Source organism: Flavobacterium soyae (assembly GCF_045348165.1).
Lineage (GTDB): Bacteria > Bacteroidota > Bacteroidia > Flavobacteriales > Flavobacteriaceae > Flavobacterium > Flavobacterium soyae.
This window is the reverse complement of record NZ_CP150845.1, coordinates 1631137-1654573: the sequence shown is the minus strand read 5'-3', so window position 1 is coordinate 1654573 and position 23437 is coordinate 1631137. Positions and strand designations below refer to the sequence as shown.

The following is a 23437-nucleotide window of genomic DNA, read 5'->3' as shown; positions in this document are numbered from 1 at the left end:
CTTGTAGGTATTTATGTTTAATATTTTGGGCGTGTTTCGCCGCGGCGAACCGGCTATCCGTTACAAGTCCTCGCTCTTCCTTCGTCAGGCTGTGGGCTTTTCCACGCAAAATCGGTTTCATAAGATATTTTTATGTTTTCCGATTTTATCTATATTCTTATTCTGTTTGCTCTAAGAACTCCAAATACTATCATCAAACAACATTCTATCTTCATCAATTTCTTCTCTCGATATTTCAACTGATTTTTTACTGTTTTTATGATTGACAAATTCAAATTTAATTTTTTCAAATTCCTGTAATTCAGTATTTTCAACTAAAAAAGTCAAATAATAAAAATTTGATTTGTCTTTTTCCAAAACATTAATAAAACCTAAAAAATTATCATTTGGTAATGTAAGTTTTTTTTGAGGTTCATCATTGTTAATAGTCCAAGTCGATGTCCTTGCCCAAAAAATTGAACCTCTCTTCCATTCAGATGTATTAGGATATTTTACATAAATATCAATTGATTTAATATTCACATTTTTGTTAATGCATGATATTGATAACTTAAAAAAATAAAGAAGTCCTTCTTTGTTATTGAATGTCCCTCCATTTAAAACATAGCTAATAACATTTCCATAAATTCTTGAAGAACTACATTTGTCAAATATCCAAGGAAGCCAAGCTAAAGCACCAATTACTGCTATTACCGTTTCCCAAGAAATATTTATTTTTTGTTCTGTTACAGCATCTATAAAAATACTTATCATAGTTTTTTATTATTAATTACACAATGATCTTTTCACTAAACAGCCGGTGCAACTCTCGGCTTATAATCTTTCGCAACCTCAGCCATTAATCGAATATGATCTGGAGTTGTTCCGCAACAACCTCCAATGATATTGATTAAATTATCCTCTAAATATTCTTTGATGAAAGCTTGAGTTTGTTCTGGTGTTTCATCGTATTGTCCGAAAGCATTTGGTAATCCTGCGTTTGGATGTGCTGAAACATTAAAGCTTGTGTTATGCGCTAATGTTTTTAAATACGGTTTCAACAAATCGGCCCCAAGAGCGCAATTGAATCCTACACTTAATAACGGAATATGCGAAACGGAAATCAAAAATGCTTCGACTGTCTGTCCTGAAAGCGTTCTTCCTGAAGCATCTGTAATTGTTCCTGACACCATGATTGGAATATCAATATTGCGTTCTTCTTTTACTTCTTCGATTGCAAAAAGTGCTGCTTTTGCGTTTAGTGTATCAAAGATTGTTTCTACTAAAAGTAAATCACAGCCACCGTCCATTAAAGCTTCTGCTTGTTGTTTGTACGCAATTCGTAAATCATCGAACGTTACGGCTCTGTAACCTGGATCGTTTACGTCTGGTGACATACTTGCTGTACGGTTTGTCGGCCCAATTGAACCGGCTACGAAACGTGGTTTTTCCGGATTTTTTGCGGTAAACTCATCGGCTACTTGTCTTGCGATTTTTGCCGATTCGTAGTTTAACTCGTAAACCAAATCTTCCATGTGATAATCAGCCATACCGATTGTCGTTCCTGAGAAGGTATTGGTTTCTACGATGTCAGCACCTGCTTCGTAATAAGCGGCATGTACATCGCGGATCGCTTGTGGTTGTGTTAGGGATAGTAAATCGTTGTTTCCTTTTAACGGATGCGGAAAATCTTTGAAACGCTCTCCTCTGAAATCTTCTTCTGAGAAATTATAGCGTTGCAACATTGTTCCCATTGCTCCGTCAAGGATTAGGATATTTTTTTTTATTGCTTCTTTTATCGTAATTGCCATATTCTTTTGCCGCTAAGGCACTAAGGCACAAAGCTTTTTTAATTATAATTTTTGAAGGCTCTATTTAAACCCGACAGGTTTTTCAAACCTGTCGGGTTTAACCTTCTATATTTTTTTTCACATTAATTCCAAAAGTGCACTATTGCTTGCTCATTAGCCCCGATGGAAGCAAATATCCTTTTATTCTGGGGTTCAGAATAAAAGATATTTGTGTACAGCGGGAACTGTTGACTGCAAAAATGCGCCAATGATTCGCTCCTGATACAGAATCTGTTTCAGTAAATATTATATGTTATCGAGAAAAGTTTTGAGAAATACGAGTATGTATTTGTGTTATCTATCTTTAATACTGGAAAATGTCGTATAAAGTAGAATTTAGCACCTTCTTTATGATAAAGGGTTGCTAAGGTTTCATCGGGTCTATCCCTCCGCCTTTCGTGATAACTGACAATAATTTTAAGAACAGTGCAAAGGTATGAAATAGGCTTTCGATTTGCAAATGTTTTTTTTCTAAGGTTCTGAGGGACTAAGGTGCTAAGGTTCTAAGGTTTTTTTGAAGGTACTAAGTTTAGAATATCCTTTGACTATTGATCTTATATTTTAAGAATACTTTCATTACCTCTTCATGATCAATAACCTGATTATTTTCTGCTTGCTCAATTCCTATTTCTATTTCCTTTAATTCTTCTTCTGACAAATTATCGGACCAATCTTTCTGATTTAAAATAGAACTATTACTCTCTTTCTTTGAATTCATAAGTATTGAAATTAATATGTCTGAAAATTACAAATTAAAAAAGCCCAAACCAAAAGTTTGAGCTTTCTATATAAAAACCTTAGCACCTTAGTCCCTTAGAACCTCAGCACCTCAGATTAAACTATCGCTTTGACAACTGCTTTTGGAGCTTCTTTACGAGTTCCGTCGAAACCGTCTACGCCAGAAACTGTTGTATATTTCAATACATATTTTTTACCTGGGTTGATGATTGAATAAGCAGCTTGGCACATTAAAGTTGCTTCGTGGAAACCACAAAGAATTAACTTTAATTTTCCTGGGTATGTATTAACGTCTCCAATAGCAAAGATTCCCGGAATGTTAGTTTGGTAATCTAATGCATTGTTTACTTTAATGGCATTTTTCTCGATTTCTAATCCCCAGTCTCCAATTGGACCTAATTTTGGTGTTAATCCAAAAAGCGGAATAAAATAATCACATTCGATTTTACGGTGCGCTCCGTTTTCTTCGATATCTAATGATTCAACGTGTTCAGCACCATTGATTCCGATAACTTCTGCTGGAGTGATTAATTTGATTTTTCCAGCTGATTTTAATTCCTGTACTTTTTCTACTGAATCTAAAGCTCCTCTGAATTCGTTTCTTCTGTGAATTAAAGTTACTTCTGAAGCTACGTTTGCTAAGAAAATTGACCAGTCTAACGCTGAATCTCCTCCTCCTGCAATTACAACTCTTTTATCTCTGAATTTTTCAGGATTTTTGATGAAGTATTTTACTCCTTTATCTTCATAAAACTCGATATCTTCGATAAGTGGTTTACGAGGCTCGAAACTTCCTAAACCTCCAGCGATTGCAATAACTGGCGCGTGAAATTTAGTTCCTTTGTTTGATGTTACAATGAAGGTTCCGTCTTCTTGCTTTTCAACTGTTTCAGCACGTTCCCCTAAAGTAAAACCTGGCTCAAACTGTTTGATTTGTTCCATTAAGCCGTCAACTAAATCTCCGGCTAAAACTTCTGGAAAACCTGGAATATCATAAATAGGTTTCTTAGGATATAATTCTGAAAGTTGTCCTCCTGGCTGAGGCAAAGCATCTAAAATGTGGCATTTTAATTTTAACAATCCTGCCTCGAAAACGGCAAATAAACCTGTTGGGCCTGCTCCAATTATAAGTATATCTGTTTTAATCATTATTTTGTTGTTTATAATCATTCTTAATAGAACAAAGGAACGAATAATTTATTCTCCTGACAATGATTTTTATCATTATTCATCCTCTGATATTGTTACTCTTTATTTTTAAGCGAAGAAGTGATTTCGTTCATTCTCTTCACTTTTTCTTCAAAATTACCTTTTAAGGTTTTGCGATATTCATTGAGGTTTTCGACCATTTGATTTATATCATCCGGAATTATTTCTTCAAAAAATTCCCGAAGCCTTTTAGCTGTTGTAGGCGATTTCCCGTTAGTCGAAATGGCTATTTTGACATTCCCTTTTGTTACAATTCCACCTAAATAATAATCGCATAAATCTGGTGTGTCGGCTATATTGCAAATCAAATAACGTTTTCTCGCTAAATCGTAAACCTTTTTATTTACTTTCAAATCGTCTGTACAGGCAATTACCATGTGACGCTTTTTGAGCATTTTCTTTTTAAACTTCGATTCTGTCAATTTAATCGAAGGATGTTTTTCGGCCAGAACTTTTATTTCTAAATGAAATTCTTTTGCCACTACCTCAACATTTGCATTCGGACTTGACTTGAGCAAGAAAGAAAGCTTTTCCAGACCTACATTTCCTCCGCCTACAATCAAAACATTTAAATTGTGAAGCTTTAGAAATATTGGATATAATTCGTTTTGTTCCATTTTAATTTAATTTCATCTAAACAAAATTATACCTTTTTGCTCTTAAATCTACCTTTTAAAAATTAAGAGCTTTTCTTAATTTTCTTCTTACCATTAAGTTATTAAGGAAGATTAAGCATCGCTTTATTAACTTCATGCCCTTAATGGTAAAATTATAACGAATAGAATTCGATGATTTTTATTTTATCTTGCGATTTCTTTTGATAGAAATTCTTCGTAAAATCCTTTTAATTTGCTGCTTTCGCGGACAACTTCGCCTAAAACAATAATTGCTGGTGAACCTAATTCTTTTTGTTTTACAACTTCTAAAATCGAATCTACGGTTCCTACGCCTACTTTTTCTTCTGCTGTTGTTCCGTTTTGAATGATTGCAACGGGTAAATTTCCTTTATCTTCTTTTTGAAACAAATCGATGATTTGAGCCAATTTATGCATCCCCATCAAAATTACAACTGTTGCTGATGATTGTGCTGCCAAAGCTACATCTGAAGATAATTTTCTATCTGATGTTGTTCCCGTAATTGCCCAAAAGCTTTCTGAAACTCCTCTTTTTGTGATCGAAATTCCCTGACTTGCCGGAACTGCAACTACTGATGAAATTCCCGGAACTACGATTGTTTCAATTCCGAAGCTTTCTGCAAAATCAATTTCTTCTCCGCCTCTTCCAAAAATAAAAGAATCTCCGCCTTTTAATCGAACTACTTTTCCGTATGTCAGTGCATTATCTACAATCAGCTGATTGATTTGATCCTGCGTGTAAGCATGATTTCCGATTCTTTTTCCAACAAAAATCCGAATGGCAGTTTTAGGTGCATAATCCAGAATTTCTTCGTTGGCCAAAGCGTCGTATAAAACCACATTTGCTTCAGCCAATGCTTTTACAGCTTTTAGCGTCAGTAAATCGGGATCGCCCGGGCCTGCACCGACTAAAGTTATTTTGGGTTTTATATTATGCATTTGCTAATTCCTGTGCTCTGAAAGTTTCGATTTTATCAAAGAAAACAGTAGCTTGTGCAATGTAATCTTTAGCGAAAGCTTCTGATGGTTCATTTTTATTGATTTGGTAAACCAAGTCTTTAAAAGTTGAGTTTAATTCAATTTTATTTGTGTCAATGAAAACAGTATCAAACAAGTCTACAATTCCAGCGTGGTGATTTGTTTTTTGGTTTTCTGCCAATAACAATGCTTTTGCACCGTTTACAAATCCTGCATATGCATGGTAAATTGCATCTGACCATTTTTTCTCGTCGAAAGATTCCTGAGCCAAAATCAATTTCTCTTTAGCTTCAAACAACAATGTCGCTACTAAATCGATCACTACTCCAGCACATTCTCCAACTCCAACTGCTTTTACGTAATTGTCTGCATTACCCCAATCTACAAAATCAGCTTCTGTTAAATTGGTTACATCTGCGTAAGGTTTTAAGATTTCGTAGAAATATTTTTCACCTTTTGTATCATAATAATCAAGGAATTTTTGTCCGCTTCCGTTGGCATCAAAATCATTTAAAATGGTACGCAACGCATCTGGACCTCTACGACTAGGCACTTTAATTACTTTATCAGCAAAACGTCCTGCTCCGTTTCCTAATCTTCCTCCACCCAATAAAACCTGTAAAGCTGGAGCTACTAGTTTTCCTGAGTTGATAGACATTCCCTGGAATCCAATTGCAGACATATTGTGCTGTCCGCATGCATTCATACAGCCTGAAATTTTAATTTCGATTTCGCGGTTGTTTAAATACTGAGGATATTCTGCACTTAAAACTCTTTCTAATTCTTCTGCAATACCGGTACTACTTGCAATCCCCAAGTTGCAAGTATCAGTACCCGGACATGCCGTAATATCTCCAACCGAATTATATCCTAACTGAACAAAATCCAATTTGGCTAATTCTTGGTAAAAGAATGGTAAATTTTCTTCTTTTACGTGACGTATTACAATATTTTGACGCAATGAAAAACGTAATTCATTTGCTGCGTAATTCTTAATTAAAGCGGCTAATAATCGTGCTTTATCAGTATAAAAATCTCCTAATAAAACTTTGATCCCGATAGCATAATAACCGTCTTGTTTCTGCTTGATTACATTCGAATTTTTCCACGCTTCATACGCTTTTGTATCTTCGATTGTAACTTGTGGAACTTCTAATAACGGTTCTGCAATTGGGCCGTCAAAAGCGGTTGTATCAATTTCGTAGGTTTCAAAAGCGATGGCTTTTTTCTCTTTTTCAACCAAATCAAGGAAAGCGTCTTTCCCCATTTCTTTGATTAAGAACTTCATACGTGCTTTCATTCTTTTAGCACGTTCTCCGTATCTATCAAAAATACGAATGATTCCTTCTGCTGTTGGGATGATTTCGTTAACTGGAACGAATTCTGAAAGCAATTCCGCATGTGCTGGCTGAGATCCTAAACCTCCTCCAAACATGATTTTGAAACCTTTTTGCCCGTCTTTAATTTTCGGAATAAATCCTAAATCGTGCAAATAACTCAAAGCCGTATCTTCGTCTGAAGATGAGAACGAAATTTTGAATTTACGTCCCATTTCCTGACAAATTGGGTTTCTTAACAGATATTGAAAAAGTCCGTGTGCATAAGGCGAAACATCAAATGGTTCGTTTACGTCAACTCCAGCCAATTCGCTTCCTGTAATATTTCTAACGGTGTTTCCACAAGCTTCACGAAGCGTAATATCGTCTTTAGCCAAATCTGCCCAAAGTTCTGGTGTTCTGTCTAAACTCACGTAGTGAATCTGGATATCCTGACGCGTTGTAATATGCAAACGCCCTGTAGAATATTCATCAGAAACTTGTGTGATACGCACTAATTGCTCGCTGGTCACTTTACCATAAGGCAATTTGATACGAATCATTTGAACGCCTTCCTGACGCTGACCGTAGATTCCACGCGCTAAACGAAGACTACGAAAACGCTCATCATCAATTTTTCCTCCACGGAATAAGTGAATCTTTTTTTCTAATTCGATAATCTCCTTCTGAACTACCGGATTTTCTATTTCTGTTCTAAAACTTTCCATTTTTCTTTTTCGCTTTAGGCTTTAAGCTTTAGGCTATAAGCTTTTTAAACTTTATGTTTTTCTTGCTTTTGGCTTTAGACAATAAGCTTTAAGCTTTCTTGCGTGCCTTTTTATACGTTTTTGCAAAAAGCTTAAAGCCTAAAGCTTAAAGCTTACAGCAGGTTTACCTAATAAATCCTACTCCTGCTGTTGTGTTTGTTGCTGTATCAATTAAGATAAAAGCTCCGTTTGATTTGTTTTCATTGTATGAATCAAAATATAACGGCTTGCTTAATTTGATCGTTACTTCTCCAATTTCGTTGATTGCTAATTGTGAAGCTTCTGTCGTACCTGAGTAATCTGTAGCAATTGTATTTTTGATGCTTTCTACTTTTGCTAAAACTCTGTTTGTATTGTGCTGTACCAAATATTTAGTTCCTGGAACCAGTTTTTTACTGTCCATCCAGCAAACTGTTGTGGTAATGTCTTTTTCAATTTTTGGAAGCTCGCTTGATTTTACAATCATATCGCCTCTCGTAACATTGATATCATTTTCTAATTCGATTGTAATTGAAGAACCTGCAACGGCTTCGTCAAATGTTTTATCGAAAAAGTGAATTTTTGAAACTTTTGATTCTGTTAAAGAAGGAAGAACCGTTACGGCATCTCCAACTTTAATTGAGTTTCCGTATAATTTTCCTGCGTAACCTCTAAAATCGTGGTATTCTTCTGTTTTTGGACGAATCACAGTCTGAACTGGGAAACGTGCTTTTCCGGCTTCAAAAACATCCGAAGCATGTAATCCTTCTAAATGTTCCAATACAGTTTGTCCATCGTACCAAGGCATATTCTCTGATTTATCAACCACGTTTCCGCCGTTGATCGCGCTTAACGGAATGTAACTTACGTTTTGCTCTTTGAAAGTACTTTTTGCATTTAATGCCTGAAAATCGGCTTTGATTTTATTGAAAACTTCTTCAGAATAATCAACTAAATCCATTTTGTTAATCGCAACAATTACTTCTTTTACTCTCAATAAATTATTGATGAAAAAGTGACGGTAAGTCTGCTCAATAACGCCTTTTCTTGCATCAATCAAAATGATAGAAACCTGAGAAGTCGAAGCTCCTGTAACCATGTTTCTTGTATATTCTACGTGACCCGGAGTATCGGCAATAATGTAACTTTTCTTTGCAGTCGAAAAATAAATATGCGCAACATCAATTGTGATTCCTTGCTCTCTTTCTGCTACCAATCCGTCAGTTGCCAAAGAAAAATCAAGATAATCATAACCTTTTTGTTTACTGCTTTTTTCGATTGCTTCTATTTTATCAGTTGTCAACGATTTTGTATCGTACAATAATCTTCCGATCAAAGTACTTTTTCCGTCATCTACACTTCCTGCTGTTGCTATTTTTAAAACGTCCATTCTTTTTTTGTTGTTGGTTGTTGGTTTATGGTTGTTGGTTTTTCTAAAACATCAACTAAAACCATCAAAATATTTAATCTGCTTTTTTATCTTATTGTTGTAATTATTGAAGTTTTCAGCTATCAACTAAAAACTATCAACCAACAACTTAAAAATAACCTTGTTGTTTTCTCTTTTCCATTGCAGCCTCAGAACGTTTGTCATCAATTCTGGCTCCTCTTTCAGAAATAGTTGATGATCTGATTTCTCCCACTACTTCTTCGATTGTTGCTGCGTAAGATTCAACAGCTGCTGTACAGCTCATATCTCCAACGGTTCTGAAGCGAACAATTCTTTCTTCGATTTGTTCGTCTTCTTCTTGGTACACAAAAGGAGAATGCGACCAGATTAAACCGTCTCTCAAAAAAACTTTTCTTTTATGTGAGAAATAGATTGACGGAATCTCGATTTTTTCTTTCTCGATATAACTCCAAACATCTAATTCTGTCCAGTTTGAAATTGGGAAAACACGAACATTTTGTCCATTTTCAATTTTTCCATTTAAGATATCAAACAATTCAGGTCTCTGATTTTTTTCGTCCCATTGTCCGAAATCATCACGAACAGAAAAAATACGTTCTTTCGCTCTTGCTTTTTCTTCATCACGACGAGCACCTCCAATACAAGCATCAAATTTGAATTCTTCAATTGCATCCAAAAGTGTTGTTGTCTGTAAGCTGTTTCTACTAGAATATTTTCCAGTTTCTTCAACTACTTTTCCTTCATCAATAGCATCCTGAACATTACGAACGATTAACTCTAAACCTAATTCTTCTACTAATTTATCTCTGAAAGCAATAGTTTCAGGGAAATTGTGTCCCGTATCAACGTGCAAAAGAGGAAAGGGAATCTTAGCAGGGAAAAATGCTTTTTGCGCCAAACGCACTAATGTAATAGAATCTTTTCCGCCTGAGAAAAGTAAAACCGGTTTGTCAAACTGTGAAATTACTTCTCTGAAAATGTATATCGCTTCACTCTCTAAAGCGTTTGTTTTTAATACTGAACTCATTGTTTTTTTGTTTGATATTTTGTTTGTGAAAAATTTTGTTTCAGGTTTAAAGTTTCATGTTTTTCGCCTGATCTAAAATCTCCACTCTTTATTCTATTCTCTTTATTCTCTCTTCAACGGATAAAAATCTATTGTTTTTTTCCATCTCTCCCCCGGATTAAAATCCGGCGCTACAATATGAATCGTTCCTTCGGAACTTGATCTATATTCTTTATTCTATTCTCTAAAGTCTTGTCTCTTGCTTCTTTACTCTTTTTTAGCGCTATGCAAACCACACTCTTTATGGCTTGATTCCCACCACCATCTTCCGGCTCTGATATCTTCACCTGGGAAAATTGCTCTCGTACAAGGCGCACAGCCAATACTTACGAAACCTTGTTTGTGCAATGCATTTTGTGGAACATTATTTTCTGACAAATACGTTTCAACTTCTTCTAAAGTCCATTTTAGTAACGGATTGAATTTGATGATTTCGAAGTTTCCGTCGTATTCAAACAAACTTAAATCTTGTCTGTTTTCTGATTGCTCTGCTCTCAAACCCGTAATCCAAACTGAGTTTCCTGCCAAAGCTTTTCTCAACGGAACTACTTTTCGAATAAAACAACACTCTTTTCTGTTTTCTACCGAATCATAAAAACTGTTTGGTCCTTTTGTCTTCAGAAGATTTTCGACCGCCGCAGCTTCTGGAAAATAAACTTCTATAGGTCTTTTATATTTTTTTAATGTTTTATGAAAAACATCGTAAGTTTCCTGAAACAATCTCCCTGTATCTAAAGTAAACACCGTAATATCTGTGTTGCTTTTTGAAATGAAATCAGTAATTACCTGATCTTCCTGACCAAAAGAAGTAGAAAAAATTACTTTTCCCGGAAATTTTTCTGCTAAATAAACTAAGGTTTCATCCAGCGAAAGATCTTTTGTTTTCTCTAATAATTCTTGTACAATAATCGCACTCATAATATCTTTCTCTCTATCTAAAGAATTATAATAATTTAGATAATGTTTTTAAACTCAATAATATAATTAAAACTCCAACCGCAACCATCATTGGTTTTCTTTTGATTTTATTTACCAAATACGCTGCTAATGGCGCTGAAATAACTCCTCCTAAAATTAATCCAATAATTACCTGCCAGCCGTGAATCCCGCCAAAAAGCATAAAAGTAATACCACTTGCAAATGAAATTGCAAACTCGGCTGCGTTTACAGACCCAATCGTATATCTCGGATTTCTTCCTCTTCCTAATAATGTAGAAGTTACAATTGGCCCCCAGCCTCCTCCGCCAACAGAATCCATAAAACCTCCAAAAACTGCCAAGACACCTAATTTTTTGGTTTTCTTTTTTATTATGCTTTTTTTCAGTGCTTTTTTGATAATGATAACTGCCAAAACAATCATATAAACCGCAATAAATGGCTTGATAATATCTCCATTAATAACATCAGACAATAAGTAAGCTCCCACGATTGATCCTAAAACGCCTGGTATCAATAAATGTTTTACCAGCTTTTTATTAATGTTCCCAAATCGGTGATGTGAAAGCGCCGACGCTCCCGTTGTAAACATTTCAGATACGTGAACCGCAGTACTGCTCACAACCGGCGGAACTCCATAAGCCAATAAAAATGAAGTTGAAGTAGCTCCGTACCCCATTCCTAATGTTCCGTCAACCAATTGGGCAAAAACACCAATAGCAAAAAACACTAAAAATTCTTCATTAAATCCATCTATAAATCCATTCCACGAAAACTCAGCGTGATGATTATATATTAATACAGTTAATAAACTTACTAGTAAAACAACAGGAATTCCAATCCAGAGTTTTTCTTTAAAAGAATCTACAGTATTTATTTTCAGTTCTTTCTCCATATTAAAAATGATTGAATTCGTTTTCAAAACCTATTACCCTATCGGGTTAATAGATTACTTTGCAAAAATACTATTTATTTCTAAAAATCAAAACAAATAGTATCGTTTTTTTAAACCTTTAACTTCCTCTGGATCATATTGAAACAAATAATTAAATTAATTTCACAAATAATATCACATAACATCATATTTAAACAATAAAATTCTCCAAAATGTTTGGTTATCTAAATAAATCTTAATCTCTACAATTTCCATAGGATAATTATAAAAATGTCATTATTTTAGCGGCAAATTTTTTTATATGGATTTTCAAATCGGTCTTGTAATTGCAGGATTAGCTGTAGGCTTTATTGTAGGGTTAACTGGTGTTGGAGGCGGTTCTTTAATGACGCCAATTTTATTATATTTCCGTATTTCTCCAACAACAGCAGTAGGTACTGATCTACTTTATGCTGCTTTTACCAAAATGGGAGGCGTTTTTGTACATCATAAAAAAGGTAACATCAACTGGAAAATTACAGCCTGGCTAACACTTGGCAGCGTTCCTGCCTCTTTATTAACTTTATGGATCTTAAATAGTATCAAAACCGATATTGAAACTATAAATCGTGTAATTAAGTACAGTTTAGGCTGGGCATTGTTGTTTACATCTGTTGCTATTATATTCAAAAAGCAACTTCTTGTTTTTTCTCAAAAACATGCAGGAGATAAATTTCATAGCGAAAGTACTACTCAAAATATGCTGACTATAGGAATTGGAATATTATTGGGGGCAACCGTAACTTTAACTTCTATTGGAGCAGGAGCGTTAGGAACTGTAACTTTATTTTTCCTTTATCCGCTTTTACCAACGCCTCGTTTGGTAGGAACTGAAATTGCCCATGCTGTTCCTTTGACTTTAGTTGCAGGAATTGGACACGCTTCTATGGGAAATTTAGATTTAGCGTTATTGGGACAATTATTACTGGGATCTCTTCCCGGGATTTATATAGGAAGCAGTTTAAGTGGAAAAGTACCGGATTTATTTTTGAGAAATGCTATCGCCGTAATGCTTTTTCTGGCAGGATATAAATTGATTTTTTAAAAGATTTTTTTTCACCATATAATAAGTTATATAAGTTCATTTAATTTATCATCGTTTAAATTTAAAAAGCAATATCTGCAAGTGAATTACTTTCTAATATTTTAAGTGTATTATCTCTAACTTCTGTCATTAAACGTCGTGCAGCGCAGGTAGATTCGTCATCGCAGTCATCGCATTTTTCATAAAAATTATGACTTGCGCACGGAAGCAATGCAATTGGCCCTTCAAGAATCCTGTATACTTTGGCCATACTGATATCTTTTGGATCTTTTATCAAGTAATATCCGCCGCCTTTTCCCTTTTTAGCTCCAAGAAATCCGGAGTTTCTCAATAATAACAAAATACTTTCCAGAAATTTTATCGAAATATGTTCGCTTTTCGCGATTTCAGCTATTTGTACAGGCTCGTTATTCTCTCGTCTGGCTAAATAGGTTAAAGCTTTAATTCCGTATTTTGTTTTCTTTGAAAGCATCTTTAAATTTTAGATTTCAGACTGTAGATTTTAGATTTTTTCTAAAATAAACAAGCTTCATATTATTCTGCAACAAAAATAGGCTTTTTAAATGAGAAAAATAACAGAACGAAATTATATTCTACTTATTCTATCAATTTAGTTCGCTATTTCCAATTAAATTGAATTCGTGGAATAGTTTTACTTCTTTATCGAGATCTTTTTTATTTGCTACATAAGTATCCGAAATAGAATCATGCCAGCCTCTGTTTCCAAGAAAAGAAAGTGCATCAAACGGAATTAATCGGCATAGTGTTCTTTTAAAAATAGTGCCGAAAGAAGGTCTTTCTCCATTTTCATCTACGACAATAGTTCCTGTGATAAATTTACCCAGCGTTCTTCCAAACAATGCTTCAGTAAAAGTGTAATAAAAAATTGAAATAGCAAAAAACAGAATCTGTCCTTCAAAATCACTGATATTTCCCAGCCAGTACATCAATCCGTTTAGACCAAAAAGATTAGCCAGAAGGGCCATAACAATACCGAAAACAAAAATTGAAAAAAGTATGGCAACAATGTCTATAACATAGTTTATGAATCGGCTTCCGTTGGATGCCAATAATTTTTCATCAAGAATATAAGTAGAGTTACTCATGGTTTAATCGGTTTATTAAATTGATTATAATAGATTTAAACGTATAATGAAAACAAAAATATATTTTTTGTTCAAATAACCATCAAAAAAGAATGACGATTTTTAACAGTAATAAATTTACAGTCAAAAATCGTCATTATATAATCTAAAATCTGAAGTCTAAAATCTAAAATTATTTAATCCAGCGCTTGTTTTAAATCAGCAATTACATCTTCTACGGTTTCTAAACCAACAGAAACACGAACCAATCCTTGTGTGATTCCAACCGCTAACTGATCTGCTTCAGATAATTTACTGTGCGTTGTAGATGCCGGATGCGTTACAATTGATCTTGTATCTCCAATATTGGCTGATAAAGAACAAAGTTTAATCGCATTCAGGAATTTTCTTCCGGCTTCAATTCCGCCTTTTATTTCAAATGCAATAATATTTCCGCCTAATTTCATTTGTTTTTTAGCAATTTCATATTGCGGATGTGATTTCAAAAACGGATATTTTACGCTGTTTACATTTGGATGACTTTCTAAAAACTCAGCGACTTTTAATGCATTTTCGCAGTGTCTTTCAACGCGAATTGCCAAAGTTTCTAAACTCTTAGATAAAACCCAGGCATTAAACGGCGATAAAGCCGGACCTGTATTTCTTGAAAATAAATAAATCTGTCTGATTAAATCTTCGCTTCCAACCGTAACTCCTCCTAAAACACGTCCTTGTCCGTCTATTAATTTTGTTGCCGAATGCACTACTAAATGTGCTCCAAATTTAATTGGCTGCTGTAAATACGGTGTTGCAAAACAGTTATCGATTATTAAAATCAGGTTGTGTTTTTTCGCGATATCTCCCAACAATTGCAAATCAATTACATCTACTCCAGGATTTGTTGGTGATTCTGCGTATAATATTTTTGTATTTGGTTTGATTAAAGCTTCAATCGTTTCCGGCTTATTAATTTCAAAATAAGAAGTTTCGATGTTCCATTTTGGAAAATAAGTCATAAACAAAGCATGAGTAGAACCAAAAACACTGCTTGCAGAAACGATATGATCTCCGGCATTTAATAATGCTGCAAAAGTCGAATAAACCGCTGCCATTCCGGTTGCGAATGCGTAACCTGCTTCAGCTCCTTCCATTTTACAGATCTTCTCCACAAATTCAGTTGTGTTTGGATTGCTGAAACGGCTATAAATATTTCTTTCTTTTTCTTCTGTAAAAGAAGCTCTCATATCCTCGGCATCTTCAAAAACAAAGCTTGACGACAGGTACAAAGGCACCGAATGTTCCAGATACTGAGATCTTTCTAATTGTGTTCTAATGGCTTGTGTTTCAAAACCAAATTCTTCTATATTCATTGTGTTGTTTTTTGTTTTTTTGATTCAAGTTTAAAGTCTCAGGTTATTACTGAACTCAAAATTCAAACTGTTTAGAGAAATTATCTAATTCTCTAATTAACTCATTTTCTAATTTTACAAAGCTTCGTTGTTCAGGACAACTTTATATTTGATGGTTGCAGTTGGCTCTACCGTTTTGGCAACTGAACAGTATTTCTCGAAAGAAAGCTGTGCCGCTTTTTTTGCTTTTTCTGGATTGATATCGCCTTCTAAATAAAAAACCACATCAATTTCTTTAAAAGGTTTTGCTTCTTCAATCTGTACACGCGTTCCTTCAACCTCAGCGTTAAAAGAAGTGATTTCCTGACGCTGCTTTTTCAAAATCGAAATCATATCAATTGCACTGCATCCGGCAACGCCCATTAATACCAGCTCCATCGGACTGGCGCCTAAATCGCTTCCTCCAAATTCAGCTCTGCTGTCAACATCAACTACATGTCCGCGTTCATTTTTTACTTTAAAATGAAATGCGTCATTTACTCTGTTCAAAGTTACTTTCATGTTATTTTTCTTTTTTTTATTTGTCAGAGTTCAGCAATCTAAACTCTAAAATCTGCAATCTAAATTCTAAAATCAATTATCCTTTATCAGATAATCTCAAAATATCCCCAAAAACTCCTCTTGCTGTTACCGCAGAGCCTGCACCTGCTCCCTGAATAACGATTGGACGATCTCCGTAAGATTCTGTGTAAATTTCGAAGAATGAATCAGAACCTTTTAAACCGCCAAGAGCAGTATCTGAAGGAACAGAAACTAATTTTACTTCTAGATTTCCTTTATCATTTTGTAAATCTCCAGACAATTCACCAATGTATCTTAATACATGATTTGGTTTTTGGTCAGCTTTTATTTTCTCGTAAATTGGGTCGAATTCTTTTAATTTTGTTAAGAAATCAGCAACGTTTCCTTCTCTTAAATGTTCCGGAATTAGGTTTTGAATGGAGATTTCTTCAAACTCATTTTGTAAATCTAATTCTCTTGCCAAAATCAATAATTTTCTTCCCACATCATTTCCGCATAAATCTTCACGCGGGTCCGGTTCTGTATATCCGTTATCAATTGCTTCTTTCAGAATTTCACTAAACGGAACATCTTTTGCAGAGAAATTATTGAATAAATAACTCAATGTTCCAGAGAAAACACCTTTAATTTTTGTGATGTTTTCACCAGAAAGATGCAGTAATTTAATCGTATCAATTAAAGGTAAACCTGCACCAACATTGGTTTCGTACAAATAATTCTTTTGGTTTTCTGCCAAAGCTTTTCTCAATTCTTTATAAAAACCATATGTCAAAGTATTGGCTACTTTATTTGAAGAAATCAAATCGAAACTGTTTTCTACAAGCGGAACATAATTTTCTACAAATGATGCACTTGCCGTATTATCAATTGCAATTAAGTTTTCTAAATGATATTCGTTTGCATAAGCAATAATATCTTTGATTGTATACGGTTCCCCTTTTGTTTCAATATCGTTTTTCCAGTTTGAAGTTACGCCATTTTTATTTAAAAGAAGCTTTTTAGAATTGGCAATTGCAAAAACATTCAGCTTAACATCTTTACGTTTTTCAATTGAAGACGCCGATTCTAATATTTGATTAATCAAAGTTCCTCCCACTAATCCGTGACCAAAAATAGCGATGTTGATTTTTTTAGAAACTCCAAAAATCTCTCCGTGAATTACGTTTAAGGCTTTGTTTAATTCTTCTTTCTTTACAACTAAACTCACGTTTTTACCTGTAACGGTGTTGTTGAATAAAATGGGAACTATTTTATTTTTGATTAAAGCTGTGTATGGTTTATGGAACGTACTTAAATCCTGCCCGATAATCGAAATTACCGATACATTATCTGTTACTGTAATCTGGTTTACATCTTTAGAATAAAAGTCGTTTTCGAACTCTTTTTCTAATTCAACCATTGCAAGCGTTGCTTTTTCTTTTGCCACAACCAATCCAATTCCTCGTTCTGAAGAACCTTGCGAAATGATGCTTACGCTGATGTTGTGATCGCCCATTACTTTAAAAATTCGGGCATCAACGCCAGATTTCCCAAGTAATCCGCGTCCTTCAAGATTTACAAGCGATACATTTTCTAAAACAGAAAGTGTTTTGATTCCCTCTTTTTGAGAATTTGAAGTAATTAAAGTTCCGTGATTTTCGTGATTGAATGTGTTTAAAATACGAAGCGGAATGTTTTTTTCCAATAATGGAATTATCGTTTTGGCATGCAGAATTGTTGCTCCAAAATTGGCCAATTCGTTTGCTTCATTAAACGATAAAAATTCTATTTTTTTAGCATCGGCAACTAAATCAGGATTTGCAGTGTAGATTCCGTCAACGTGCGTAAAGTTTTGAAGTTCTTCGGCATCCAGATAATTAGCAATTAACGAAGCGGTATAATTACTTCCGTTTCTTCCTAAAGTTGTAGTATCGTTATTGTTGTTTGAACCTATGAAACCTGTAACAATGTTTACAGTTTCACCGTTATGTAATTTGAAATAGTTGATAACGTTTTTCTTTGACAGTTGCTCCAAAGGCTGAGCGTCACCAAATTTAGAATCGGTTTTTAATAATTCTCTTGTATCCACAAAATTGGCAGGAATTCCTTTTTCAATTAAAATCGAAGTCAATAATTTAGCTGAAAGCAATTCGCCTTTAGACAAAATCTGATCTTTGATCTTGTTGCTGTAATCACCAATAAGGCTTACTCCTTCGAATAATTTATCCAAAATATTAAACTCTTCAGATAAATCAACTTTAGGATAATCTGAAATCTGATAAGCTTTAAAGCTTTCTAAAAGCGGTTTGTAATTTCCGTTTTTAGCAGCAATTCTTAAAATATCTTCTAATTCATCTGTCGCATTTCCTCGGGCAGAAACAACTACGGCAATTTGTTCGCCTTGATTTACTTTATCAGAAATGATTGAAACTACTTTGTTAAGTCCTTCTCCGTTTGATAATGATTTACCTCCAAATTTTAATATTTTCATTTTATTTTGCTATTGTTTCTGCCTTAAAAATATCGGCAAGTAAATGATCTAATTGTTTGTACTCGATTAAAAAAGCATCATGTCCGTGAACGGAATCAATCTCGCTGTAAAAAACATTGTTTTTAAATTTCTTTAATTCATTGTAGGTTTCCAGATTTTCTTTTGGTGTAAAAAACAAATCTGAATTAATGGCCACGATATGTATCGCTGCGTTTGATTTGGATATTAACGTTTCGAAACCTTCACTGTTTCTGGTAATATCTATGGTTTTAAGCAGCTGGTTCATCAATTTGTATGATGCTAATTGATAGCGCTGCTGCAATTTTTTTCCGTGATGTACCAGCCAGCTTTCGATATTAAAAATCAAAAGATCCTGATTGATGGTGCGCTGAAATTTTTCTTTGAATGATTCCGGAGATCGGTAACACAACATGGCGTGAATTCTGGCATCTTCAATTGGTTTTGATGAATTGTTCAAAATTTGTTCTTGCAGAAAACAGTTTGCAATCATCCAGTCGGTCGATTTCCAGTCGGTTGCAATAGGAATTAAATGTTTTGTAATATTTGGTTCCAAAGCAAGTATTTCCCAGGCAATTCCACCGCCAACAGAACCGCCGATAATGGCAAATACCTGCTCAATACTTAAAGCTTTTAATCCTTTGATAAAGATTCTGGCAATATCTCTGGTTGTAAAATCCTGATAGTTTTCGATTATAAACGAATCGTTTCCGTTTCCGGGAACATTAAATGCCAGAATGGTATATTGATTGGTATCGATTGTTTTTGCTTCGCCTATTAAATCATTCCACCAGCCATTTTCACCTGTAACCTGAGCATTTCCGGTTAAAGCATGATTTACCAAAACAATTGGAGCAGTATGCAGCGGTTTACCGGAAAGTGTAAAACTTAACGGTAACGACGAATACAGCGCACCACTTTCGGTGATGAAATCTTGAATTATAATGGGACTTGGTATATTTTCCAATTTCAAATCTATTTATTATTGATTTGTATGTGGAAATATTAGAAAGAAAGTCTAGAGTTGAAACTAGAAAAATTCTTGTTGTTATCTTTCCACGTTTAGGCGTGGTAGAATGCAGCACCTTCTTCGAATTAACGAAGGGTTGCTAAGGATTCATCGGGTCTAATCCCTCCTCCTTTCTTTATAACATTTCAATACATTTTTGAACTTAACGGTGCAAATTAACTACTAATTTCTTAAACTAACAAATTTTAATGAAACTGATTGCTCAATTTTTTAAACATAATTCAATCAGAAACTTTTGTACGCACAAAATTACCGAACGTTATGCTCAGTAAAGTCATGCAGGTTTTAACCTATTTTATGGCTGCTTTTCAAGTTAGATGAAAAGGGTTTCATTTTCTTTTGAGTACATCAAAAACAATAATGAATTTGGTGCTTTTTTCTCCGCTTTTTTATCTGTTTCAGTTACACCGAAACTTGGGTGGATTAATTCGTTTACAGGCGGTGGATTGTTTCTTTCAGCTTTTGCACTTCTGAATCCTGAAAGTTTTTTTCTTAAGTAAGTTATTGCGCTCATATTATTAAGTTTATGTTAGTTATTTTATAATCTTTATCTCTTCTTTAATTTTTTGTTATGTAACCAAATGGAATAAAAAAACCCTTTTGGATTTTAATACCAAAAGGGTTTAAGTTTTTATAGAACTTATATATACTTTTAGTATCAACAGACGCGTACACAAATACGTGCGACATTAAACATCTTGTTCATCTGTAGGGACTTATTCATCTGCGATTTGACTGTTATTTTAAAAAAATTTTGCATTTACTTTTCTTTAAAAGCTTTTTTTAGATGTGATTAGTATCTCAAAAGCATACATTTATTTTAACAATTAATGACCTGTTTTTAACAAATCTTACTTGCCTTACAAATGTGCGAATATTTTTTCAATATTCCAAGTTATAAAAGCCCATTTTTTCTTAAAAAACGTTAAAAAACAGCTTTTTATCGTTAAAAAACATCCTACAAAATTACAATTTGAACAAAAAGAAGTATAATCCTACATAAAAATAACCTTGCTTTTAGTTTCAATCTGTCAAAGAACTACTAATATTTACAGCCGCTTATAACCAGACAGCTTCCTTATTTTTAATTTTTTCAGCTACTTTTAAAATGTCTGTTATTAAACCTCTTGAAATGGCCTGTTTACATGGCGACGCACTTTGAAGTACAATTGGCGTACTGGCATAAGATTGGGTATAAATTTCAAAAATAGAATCGGAACCTTTTAATTGTCCAATGGCTGATGTAACAGGTTCTGATACTAATTTGACTTCTAATGTATTGTTCTCAACATCAAATTCTCCAATATATCTTAAAACATGATTGTCTTTCTGGGTTATTTTGGCAATTTTAAACGATCGATCTATCGCTTCTTTATTAAGGATTCCGTTTTTCTCTAAATGTTCTTCTCCAATAAGAGGATTGATTTTAATATCAGAAAGTTCGAATTCTTTGCCTATTTCGCGGGTTAATATCAACAGTTTTCTTGCGGTGTCGTTTCCTGATAAGTCTTCTTTAAAAGTAGAACGCATTAATCCGAGAAGGCTGGCATCTTTTAAAATGGATGAAAAAGAATTTTCTTCGGCAGAAAAACGATTAAAAACATAACTCAGATTATCTGAAAATACACCTCTTATTTTTGTAATTTTTTCTCCGGAGAAATATAAATCTCTCAAAGTCTGCAAAACAGGAAAACCGGTATCAATTGAGGTTTCATACAAAAACTCTTTATCGTATTTTTTAAGGTTTTCTCTTAATTGTTTATAAAGGTCAATGGGCAGTGTATTTGCCTTTTTATTGACGGCAACAATATTAAATCCGTTTTCGATCAACGTATTATAATGACCAATAAGTTCATCACTTGCGGTTGCATCAACAGCGATTAGATTTTCGAATTCGTTTTCTTTTGCAAATTCGATAATATCCTGCACTCTAAAAGGAACGGCCAATTCTCTAAAATTGGTTTCCCACGCATATCCCACGCCTTCTTTCTCGAAAAAGGCTACTGTAGAATTGGTAATTATCGGAAAGTGAAAATCGACATTTTTACTTTGCACAAAAAAATCCTGACTTTCGATAATCTGATTGATTAATGTACTTCCTATATTTCCAATCCCAAAAAGGATAATATTTATTTTAAGCTTTGACATAATTTTAATTTTTTAAAACATATCTATATTTAGTAAACCATATAAGTTATATAAGTTCATTTAATTTATCAACGTTTATAATTTTAGACGCACAACAGTGCGTCTCTACAATGAACTTATATAACTTATATGGTGAAACTTTTATCTTGATTTCTTTTTTCATAAAAAATCACCTCTAGCAGAACTCACGCTGCTAAAGGCAATTTTTCAAACAAAAAACAAAAAAACCTAATTTTTATTAATACTGTACTGTGACAGGGTTACACTTTCAAAAACCGTTTGCAAGTCAGCAATTAAATCTTCGACATCTTCTATTCCAACAGAAAGTCGGACTAAATCTTTTGTAACTCCTGCAGCCAATTGCTCTTCTTCAGACAATTGTTGGTGCGTGGTACTTGCCGGGTGAATAATCAGCGATTTTGTATCGCCAATATTGGCCAGCAGAGAAAACAATTTTGTTTCGTCTACCACTTTTTTAGCGGCATCAAAACCTCCTTTTAATCCAAAAGTGATAATGCCGCTTTGTCCTTCCGGAAGATATTGTTGTGCTAAATCATAATATTTATTTGACTTCAAACCTGGATAATTTACCCAAACCACCTCATCTTGTTTCTCTAACCATTCGGCCAGAACCAAAGCATTTTCGCTGTGTTTTTTAATTCGGATAGGAAGTGTTTCTAATCCCTGAATAATCTGAAAAGCATTAAATGGACTTAAAGCTGCTCCAAAATCACGTAATCCTTCGATTCTTGCTTTTGCAATAAAGGCCGCATTTCCTAAAGCTTCGTGATATACTAATCCGTGATATCCTGCAGATGGTTCTGTAAATTCAGGGAATTTTCCGTTAGACCAGTCAAAAGTTCCGGCGTCGATAATTGCACCTCCTAATGATGTTCCGTTTCCGGCAATATATTTTGTTAAGGAGTGAATTACAATATCGGCACCATATTTAATTGGGTTTAATAAATAAGGTGTCGCAACTGTATTATCTACTATAAATGGCACTTTGAATGCTTTGGCTTCTGCCGAAATTCCTTTTAAGTCTAATACATCTAATTTTGGATTACCCAGTGATTCTACAAAGAATGCCCTTGTATTTTCTTTTGCTGCTTTTGTAAAGTTTTCAGGCTTTGAAGGATCTACAAAAGTGGTTGTAATTCCTAATCGCGGTAATGTTACACTTAATAAGTTGTACGTTCCGCCGTATAAACTGTTTGATGCTACGATATGATCGCCGGTTCTAAGCAAAGTCAAAAATGTTGTTGAAATTGCCGATGCTCCAGATGCAGTAACTACAGCTCCAATTCCGCCTTCGAGAGCTGCTAATCGCTGCTCTAAAACATCATTTGTTGGGTTATTTAATCGGGTATAAATAAATCCGGCTTCGGCAAGGCCAAATAAATTGGCGGCATGGTCGGCATTATTAAATACATATGATGATGTCTGGTAAATTGGCACTGCTCTTGTTCCTAAATTTTTAGTAACATCATGTCCTGCGTGTAATGCGTTTGTTGCAAATTTTTGTGTACTCATGATTTCTTAGTTTTTTAAATATTGTTAATACGATATATATTGAAATTGTGAATTGATTTAAACAAAATATTCTTCAGCTTCCTCTTCAAGAGCATACATTTGAAACAGTAATGATTTTTGACTTTTTCTATCTTGCTCCGTTTTTATTCTGACAACTTCTCTAGTTATCTCTTCTGATCTATTATTGTTTTTTTGAGAATCGTTTCTCAATAAGTATTCTATTGCAATTGAATTTAATGTTTTCATAATTTGTAATTTAAAAGTGTGGAAATGAAAAAAGCCCTTTCGGATGGCGACCAAAAGGGCTTATAGTTGAACTATAACAAAGATTTTATCTTTTCACTTTTGGCAACAGCAACGTTGGATGCACATTTGCATC

At 34.1% G+C, this 23437-nt stretch carries 22 protein-coding genes and 2 riboswitches; of the genes, 1 reads left to right on the top strand and 21 read right to left on the bottom strand.

Annotation, left to right across the window (positions count from 1 at the left end; translation table 11 throughout):
• Positions 1-171: 171 nt before the first annotated feature.
• From AABD74_RS07325 to AABD74_RS07275, 11 genes are all read right to left on the bottom strand, one after another.
• On the bottom strand, positions 172-753 hold the full coding sequence (locus tag AABD74_RS07325; RefSeq protein ID WP_406845105.1) for a hypothetical protein: 582 nt from the start codon (positions 751-753) through the stop codon (positions 172-174).
• Between the two features lie 35 nt (positions 754-788).
• Positions 789-1790: a homocysteine S-methyltransferase family protein gene (locus AABD74_RS07320; RefSeq protein WP_406845104.1), complete on the bottom strand. Its 1002-nt coding sequence runs from the start codon at positions 1788-1790 to the stop codon at positions 789-791.
• A 330-nt stretch (positions 1791-2120) separates the two neighbouring features.
• Positions 2121-2237: riboswitch (SAM riboswitch) on the bottom strand.
• 121 nt (positions 2238-2358) lie between these two features.
• The gene (locus AABD74_RS07315) at positions 2359-2547 is read right to left on the bottom strand and encodes a hypothetical protein (protein WP_232676484.1); all 189 of its coding nucleotides are present in this window, start codon (positions 2545-2547) and stop codon (positions 2359-2361) included.
• A 116-nt stretch (positions 2548-2663) separates the two neighbouring features.
• Positions 2664-3716, bottom strand: a complete 1053-nt coding sequence (locus AABD74_RS07310; RefSeq protein WP_073412897.1) for an NAD(P)/FAD-dependent oxidoreductase — start codon at positions 3714-3716, stop codon at positions 2664-2666.
• 95 nt (positions 3717-3811) lie between these two features.
• The gene (locus tag AABD74_RS07305; RefSeq protein WP_406845103.1) at positions 3812-4393 is read right to left on the bottom strand and encodes a bifunctional precorrin-2 dehydrogenase/sirohydrochlorin ferrochelatase; all 582 of its coding nucleotides are present in this window, start codon (positions 4391-4393) and stop codon (positions 3812-3814) included.
• Between the two features lie 183 nt (positions 4394-4576).
• On the bottom strand, positions 4577-5350 hold the full coding sequence (gene cobA, locus AABD74_RS07300) for a uroporphyrinogen-III C-methyltransferase (protein WP_406845102.1): 774 nt from the start codon (positions 5348-5350) through the stop codon (positions 4577-4579).
• Positions 5343-7433 carry a HEPN domain-containing protein gene (locus AABD74_RS07295; protein WP_406845101.1) on the bottom strand — a complete coding sequence of 697 codons (2091 nt, stop codon included), beginning with the start codon at positions 7431-7433 and terminating at the stop codon, positions 5343-5345. Before AABD74_RS07295 ends, cobA begins: the two co-directional genes overlap by 8 nt.
• 163 nt (positions 7434-7596) lie before the next feature.
• Entirely contained in the window at positions 7597-8841 is a 1245-nt protein-coding gene (locus AABD74_RS07290) for a sulfate adenylyltransferase subunit 1 (RefSeq protein ID WP_095928065.1), read from the bottom strand.
• A 148-nt stretch (positions 8842-8989) separates the two neighbouring features.
• Positions 8990-9889 carry a sulfate adenylyltransferase subunit CysD gene (gene cysD / locus AABD74_RS07285; RefSeq protein WP_008466601.1) on the bottom strand — a complete coding sequence of 300 codons (900 nt, stop codon included), beginning with the start codon at positions 9887-9889 and terminating at the stop codon, positions 8990-8992.
• 246 nt (positions 9890-10135) lie between these two features.
• Entirely contained in the window at positions 10136-10846 is a 711-nt protein-coding gene (locus tag AABD74_RS07280; RefSeq protein WP_406845100.1) for a phosphoadenylyl-sulfate reductase, read from the bottom strand.
• 25 nt (positions 10847-10871) lie between these two features.
• Entirely contained in the window at positions 10872-11759 is an 888-nt protein-coding gene (locus AABD74_RS07275) for a sulfite exporter TauE/SafE family protein (RefSeq protein ID WP_232676547.1), read from the bottom strand.
• A gap of 301 nt (positions 11760-12060) precedes the next feature.
• On the opposite strand from AABD74_RS07275, the gene AABD74_RS07270 reads away from it, so the two are divergent.
• Positions 12061-12843, top strand: coding sequence for a sulfite exporter TauE/SafE family protein (locus AABD74_RS07270; RefSeq protein WP_232676549.1), 783 nt, complete (start codon positions 12061-12063; stop codon positions 12841-12843).
• A gap of 61 nt (positions 12844-12904) precedes the next feature.
• Here AABD74_RS07270 and AABD74_RS07265 read toward each other — a convergent pair whose 3' ends face one another.
• The 10 genes from AABD74_RS07265 to AABD74_RS07220 form a co-directional block, all read right to left on the bottom strand.
• Positions 12905-13315: an Rrf2 family transcriptional regulator gene (locus tag AABD74_RS07265; protein WP_012023576.1), complete on the bottom strand. Its 411-nt coding sequence runs from the start codon at positions 13313-13315 to the stop codon at positions 12905-12907.
• A 133-nt stretch (positions 13316-13448) separates the two neighbouring features.
• Entirely contained in the window at positions 13449-13949 is a 501-nt protein-coding gene (locus tag AABD74_RS07260; RefSeq protein WP_406845099.1) for an RDD family protein, read from the bottom strand.
• A gap of 176 nt (positions 13950-14125) precedes the next feature.
• A complete protein-coding gene (locus tag AABD74_RS07255) occupies positions 14126-15298 on the bottom strand; it encodes a PLP-dependent aspartate aminotransferase family protein (protein WP_232676564.1) in 1173 nt (390 codons plus the stop codon).
• 114 nt (positions 15299-15412) lie between these two features.
• The gene (locus AABD74_RS07250) at positions 15413-15838 is read right to left on the bottom strand and encodes an OsmC family protein (RefSeq protein WP_232676581.1); all 426 of its coding nucleotides are present in this window, start codon (positions 15836-15838) and stop codon (positions 15413-15415) included.
• Between the two features lie 76 nt (positions 15839-15914).
• The gene (gene thrA, locus AABD74_RS07245) at positions 15915-18329 is read right to left on the bottom strand and encodes a bifunctional aspartate kinase/homoserine dehydrogenase I (protein ID WP_232676591.1); all 2415 of its coding nucleotides are present in this window, start codon (positions 18327-18329) and stop codon (positions 15915-15917) included.
• Between the two features lies 1 nt (position 18330).
• Complete coding sequence (locus AABD74_RS07240) at positions 18331-19314, bottom strand: alpha/beta fold hydrolase (protein WP_406845098.1); 984 nt, start codon at positions 19312-19314, stop codon at positions 18331-18333.
• Positions 19315-19392: 78 nt separating this feature from the next.
• A riboswitch (SAM riboswitch) is annotated at positions 19393-19501 on the bottom strand.
• A 189-nt stretch (positions 19502-19690) separates the two neighbouring features.
• Positions 19691-19891 (bottom strand): hypothetical protein, encoded by a 201-nt coding sequence (locus tag AABD74_RS07235; protein ID WP_073483338.1) that lies wholly within the window; start codon positions 19889-19891, stop codon positions 19691-19693.
• A 545-nt stretch (positions 19892-20436) separates the two neighbouring features.
• Positions 20437-21525 (bottom strand): aspartate kinase, encoded by a 1089-nt coding sequence (locus AABD74_RS07230; RefSeq protein WP_406845097.1) that lies wholly within the window; start codon positions 21523-21525, stop codon positions 20437-20439.
• Between the two features lie 228 nt (positions 21526-21753).
• Positions 21754-23058: an O-acetylhomoserine aminocarboxypropyltransferase/cysteine synthase family protein gene (locus AABD74_RS07225; protein WP_406845096.1), complete on the bottom strand. Its 1305-nt coding sequence runs from the start codon at positions 23056-23058 to the stop codon at positions 21754-21756.
• 57 nt (positions 23059-23115) lie between these two features.
• Positions 23116-23304 carry a hypothetical protein gene (locus AABD74_RS07220; protein WP_406845095.1) on the bottom strand — a complete coding sequence of 63 codons (189 nt, stop codon included), beginning with the start codon at positions 23302-23304 and terminating at the stop codon, positions 23116-23118.
• Between the last annotated feature and the right edge of the window lie 133 nt (positions 23305-23437).

Excerpts from the sequence above, each read along its gene's own strand:
- AABD74_RS07325 (WP_406845105.1), bottom strand. The coding sequence starts at position 753 with ATGATAAGTATTTTTATAGATGCTGTAACAGAACAAAAAATAAATATT.
- AABD74_RS07320 (WP_406845104.1), bottom strand. The coding sequence starts at position 1,790 with ATGGCAATTACGATAAAAGAAGCAATAAAAAAAAATATCCTAATCCTT.
- AABD74_RS07315 (WP_232676484.1), bottom strand. The coding sequence starts at position 2,547 with ATGAATTCAAAGAAAGAGAGTAATAGTTCTATTTTAAATCAGAAAGAT.
- AABD74_RS07310 (WP_073412897.1), bottom strand. The coding sequence starts at position 3,716 with ATGATTAAAACAGATATACTTATAATTGGAGCAGGCCCAACAGGTTTA.
- AABD74_RS07305 (WP_406845103.1), bottom strand. The coding sequence starts at position 4,393 with ATGGAACAAAACGAATTATATCCAATATTTCTAAAGCTTCACAATTTA.
- cobA (WP_406845102.1), bottom strand. The coding sequence starts at position 5,350 with ATGCATAATATAAAACCCAAAATAACTTTAGTCGGTGCAGGCCCGGGC.
- AABD74_RS07295 (WP_406845101.1), bottom strand. The coding sequence starts at position 7,433 with ATGGAAAGTTTTAGAACAGAAATAGAAAATCCGGTAGTTCAGAAGGAG.
- AABD74_RS07290 (WP_095928065.1), bottom strand. The coding sequence starts at position 8,841 with ATGGACGTTTTAAAAATAGCAACAGCAGGAAGTGTAGATGACGGAAAA.
- cysD (WP_008466601.1), bottom strand. The coding sequence starts at position 9,889 with ATGAGTTCAGTATTAAAAACAAACGCTTTAGAGAGTGAAGCGATATAC.
- AABD74_RS07280 (WP_406845100.1), bottom strand. The coding sequence starts at position 10,846 with ATGAGTGCGATTATTGTACAAGAATTATTAGAGAAAACAAAAGATCTT.
- AABD74_RS07275 (WP_232676547.1), bottom strand. The coding sequence starts at position 11,759 with ATGGAGAAAGAACTGAAAATAAATACTGTAGATTCTTTTAAAGAAAAA.
- AABD74_RS07270 (WP_232676549.1), top strand. The coding sequence starts at position 12,061 with ATGGATTTTCAAATCGGTCTTGTAATTGCAGGATTAGCTGTAGGCTTT.
- AABD74_RS07265 (WP_012023576.1), bottom strand. The coding sequence starts at position 13,315 with ATGCTTTCAAAGAAAACAAAATACGGAATTAAAGCTTTAACCTATTTA.
- AABD74_RS07260 (WP_406845099.1), bottom strand. The coding sequence starts at position 13,949 with ATGAGTAACTCTACTTATATTCTTGATGAAAAATTATTGGCATCCAAC.
- AABD74_RS07255 (WP_232676564.1), bottom strand. The coding sequence starts at position 15,298 with ATGAATATAGAAGAATTTGGTTTTGAAACACAAGCCATTAGAACACAA.
- AABD74_RS07250 (WP_232676581.1), bottom strand. The coding sequence starts at position 15,838 with ATGAAAGTAACTTTGAACAGAGTAAATGACGCATTTCATTTTAAAGTA.
- thrA (WP_232676591.1), bottom strand. The coding sequence starts at position 18,329 with ATGAAAATATTAAAATTTGGAGGTAAATCATTATCAAACGGAGAAGGA.
- AABD74_RS07235 (WP_073483338.1), bottom strand. The coding sequence starts at position 19,891 with ATGAGCGCAATAACTTACTTAAGAAAAAAACTTTCAGGATTCAGAAGT.
- AABD74_RS07230 (WP_406845097.1), bottom strand. The coding sequence starts at position 21,525 with ATGTCAAAGCTTAAAATAAATATTATCCTTTTTGGGATTGGAAATATA.
- AABD74_RS07225 (WP_406845096.1), bottom strand. The coding sequence starts at position 23,058 with ATGAGTACACAAAAATTTGCAACAAACGCATTACACGCAGGACATGAT.
- AABD74_RS07220 (WP_406845095.1), bottom strand. The coding sequence starts at position 23,304 with ATGAAAACATTAAATTCAATTGCAATAGAATACTTATTGAGAAACGAT.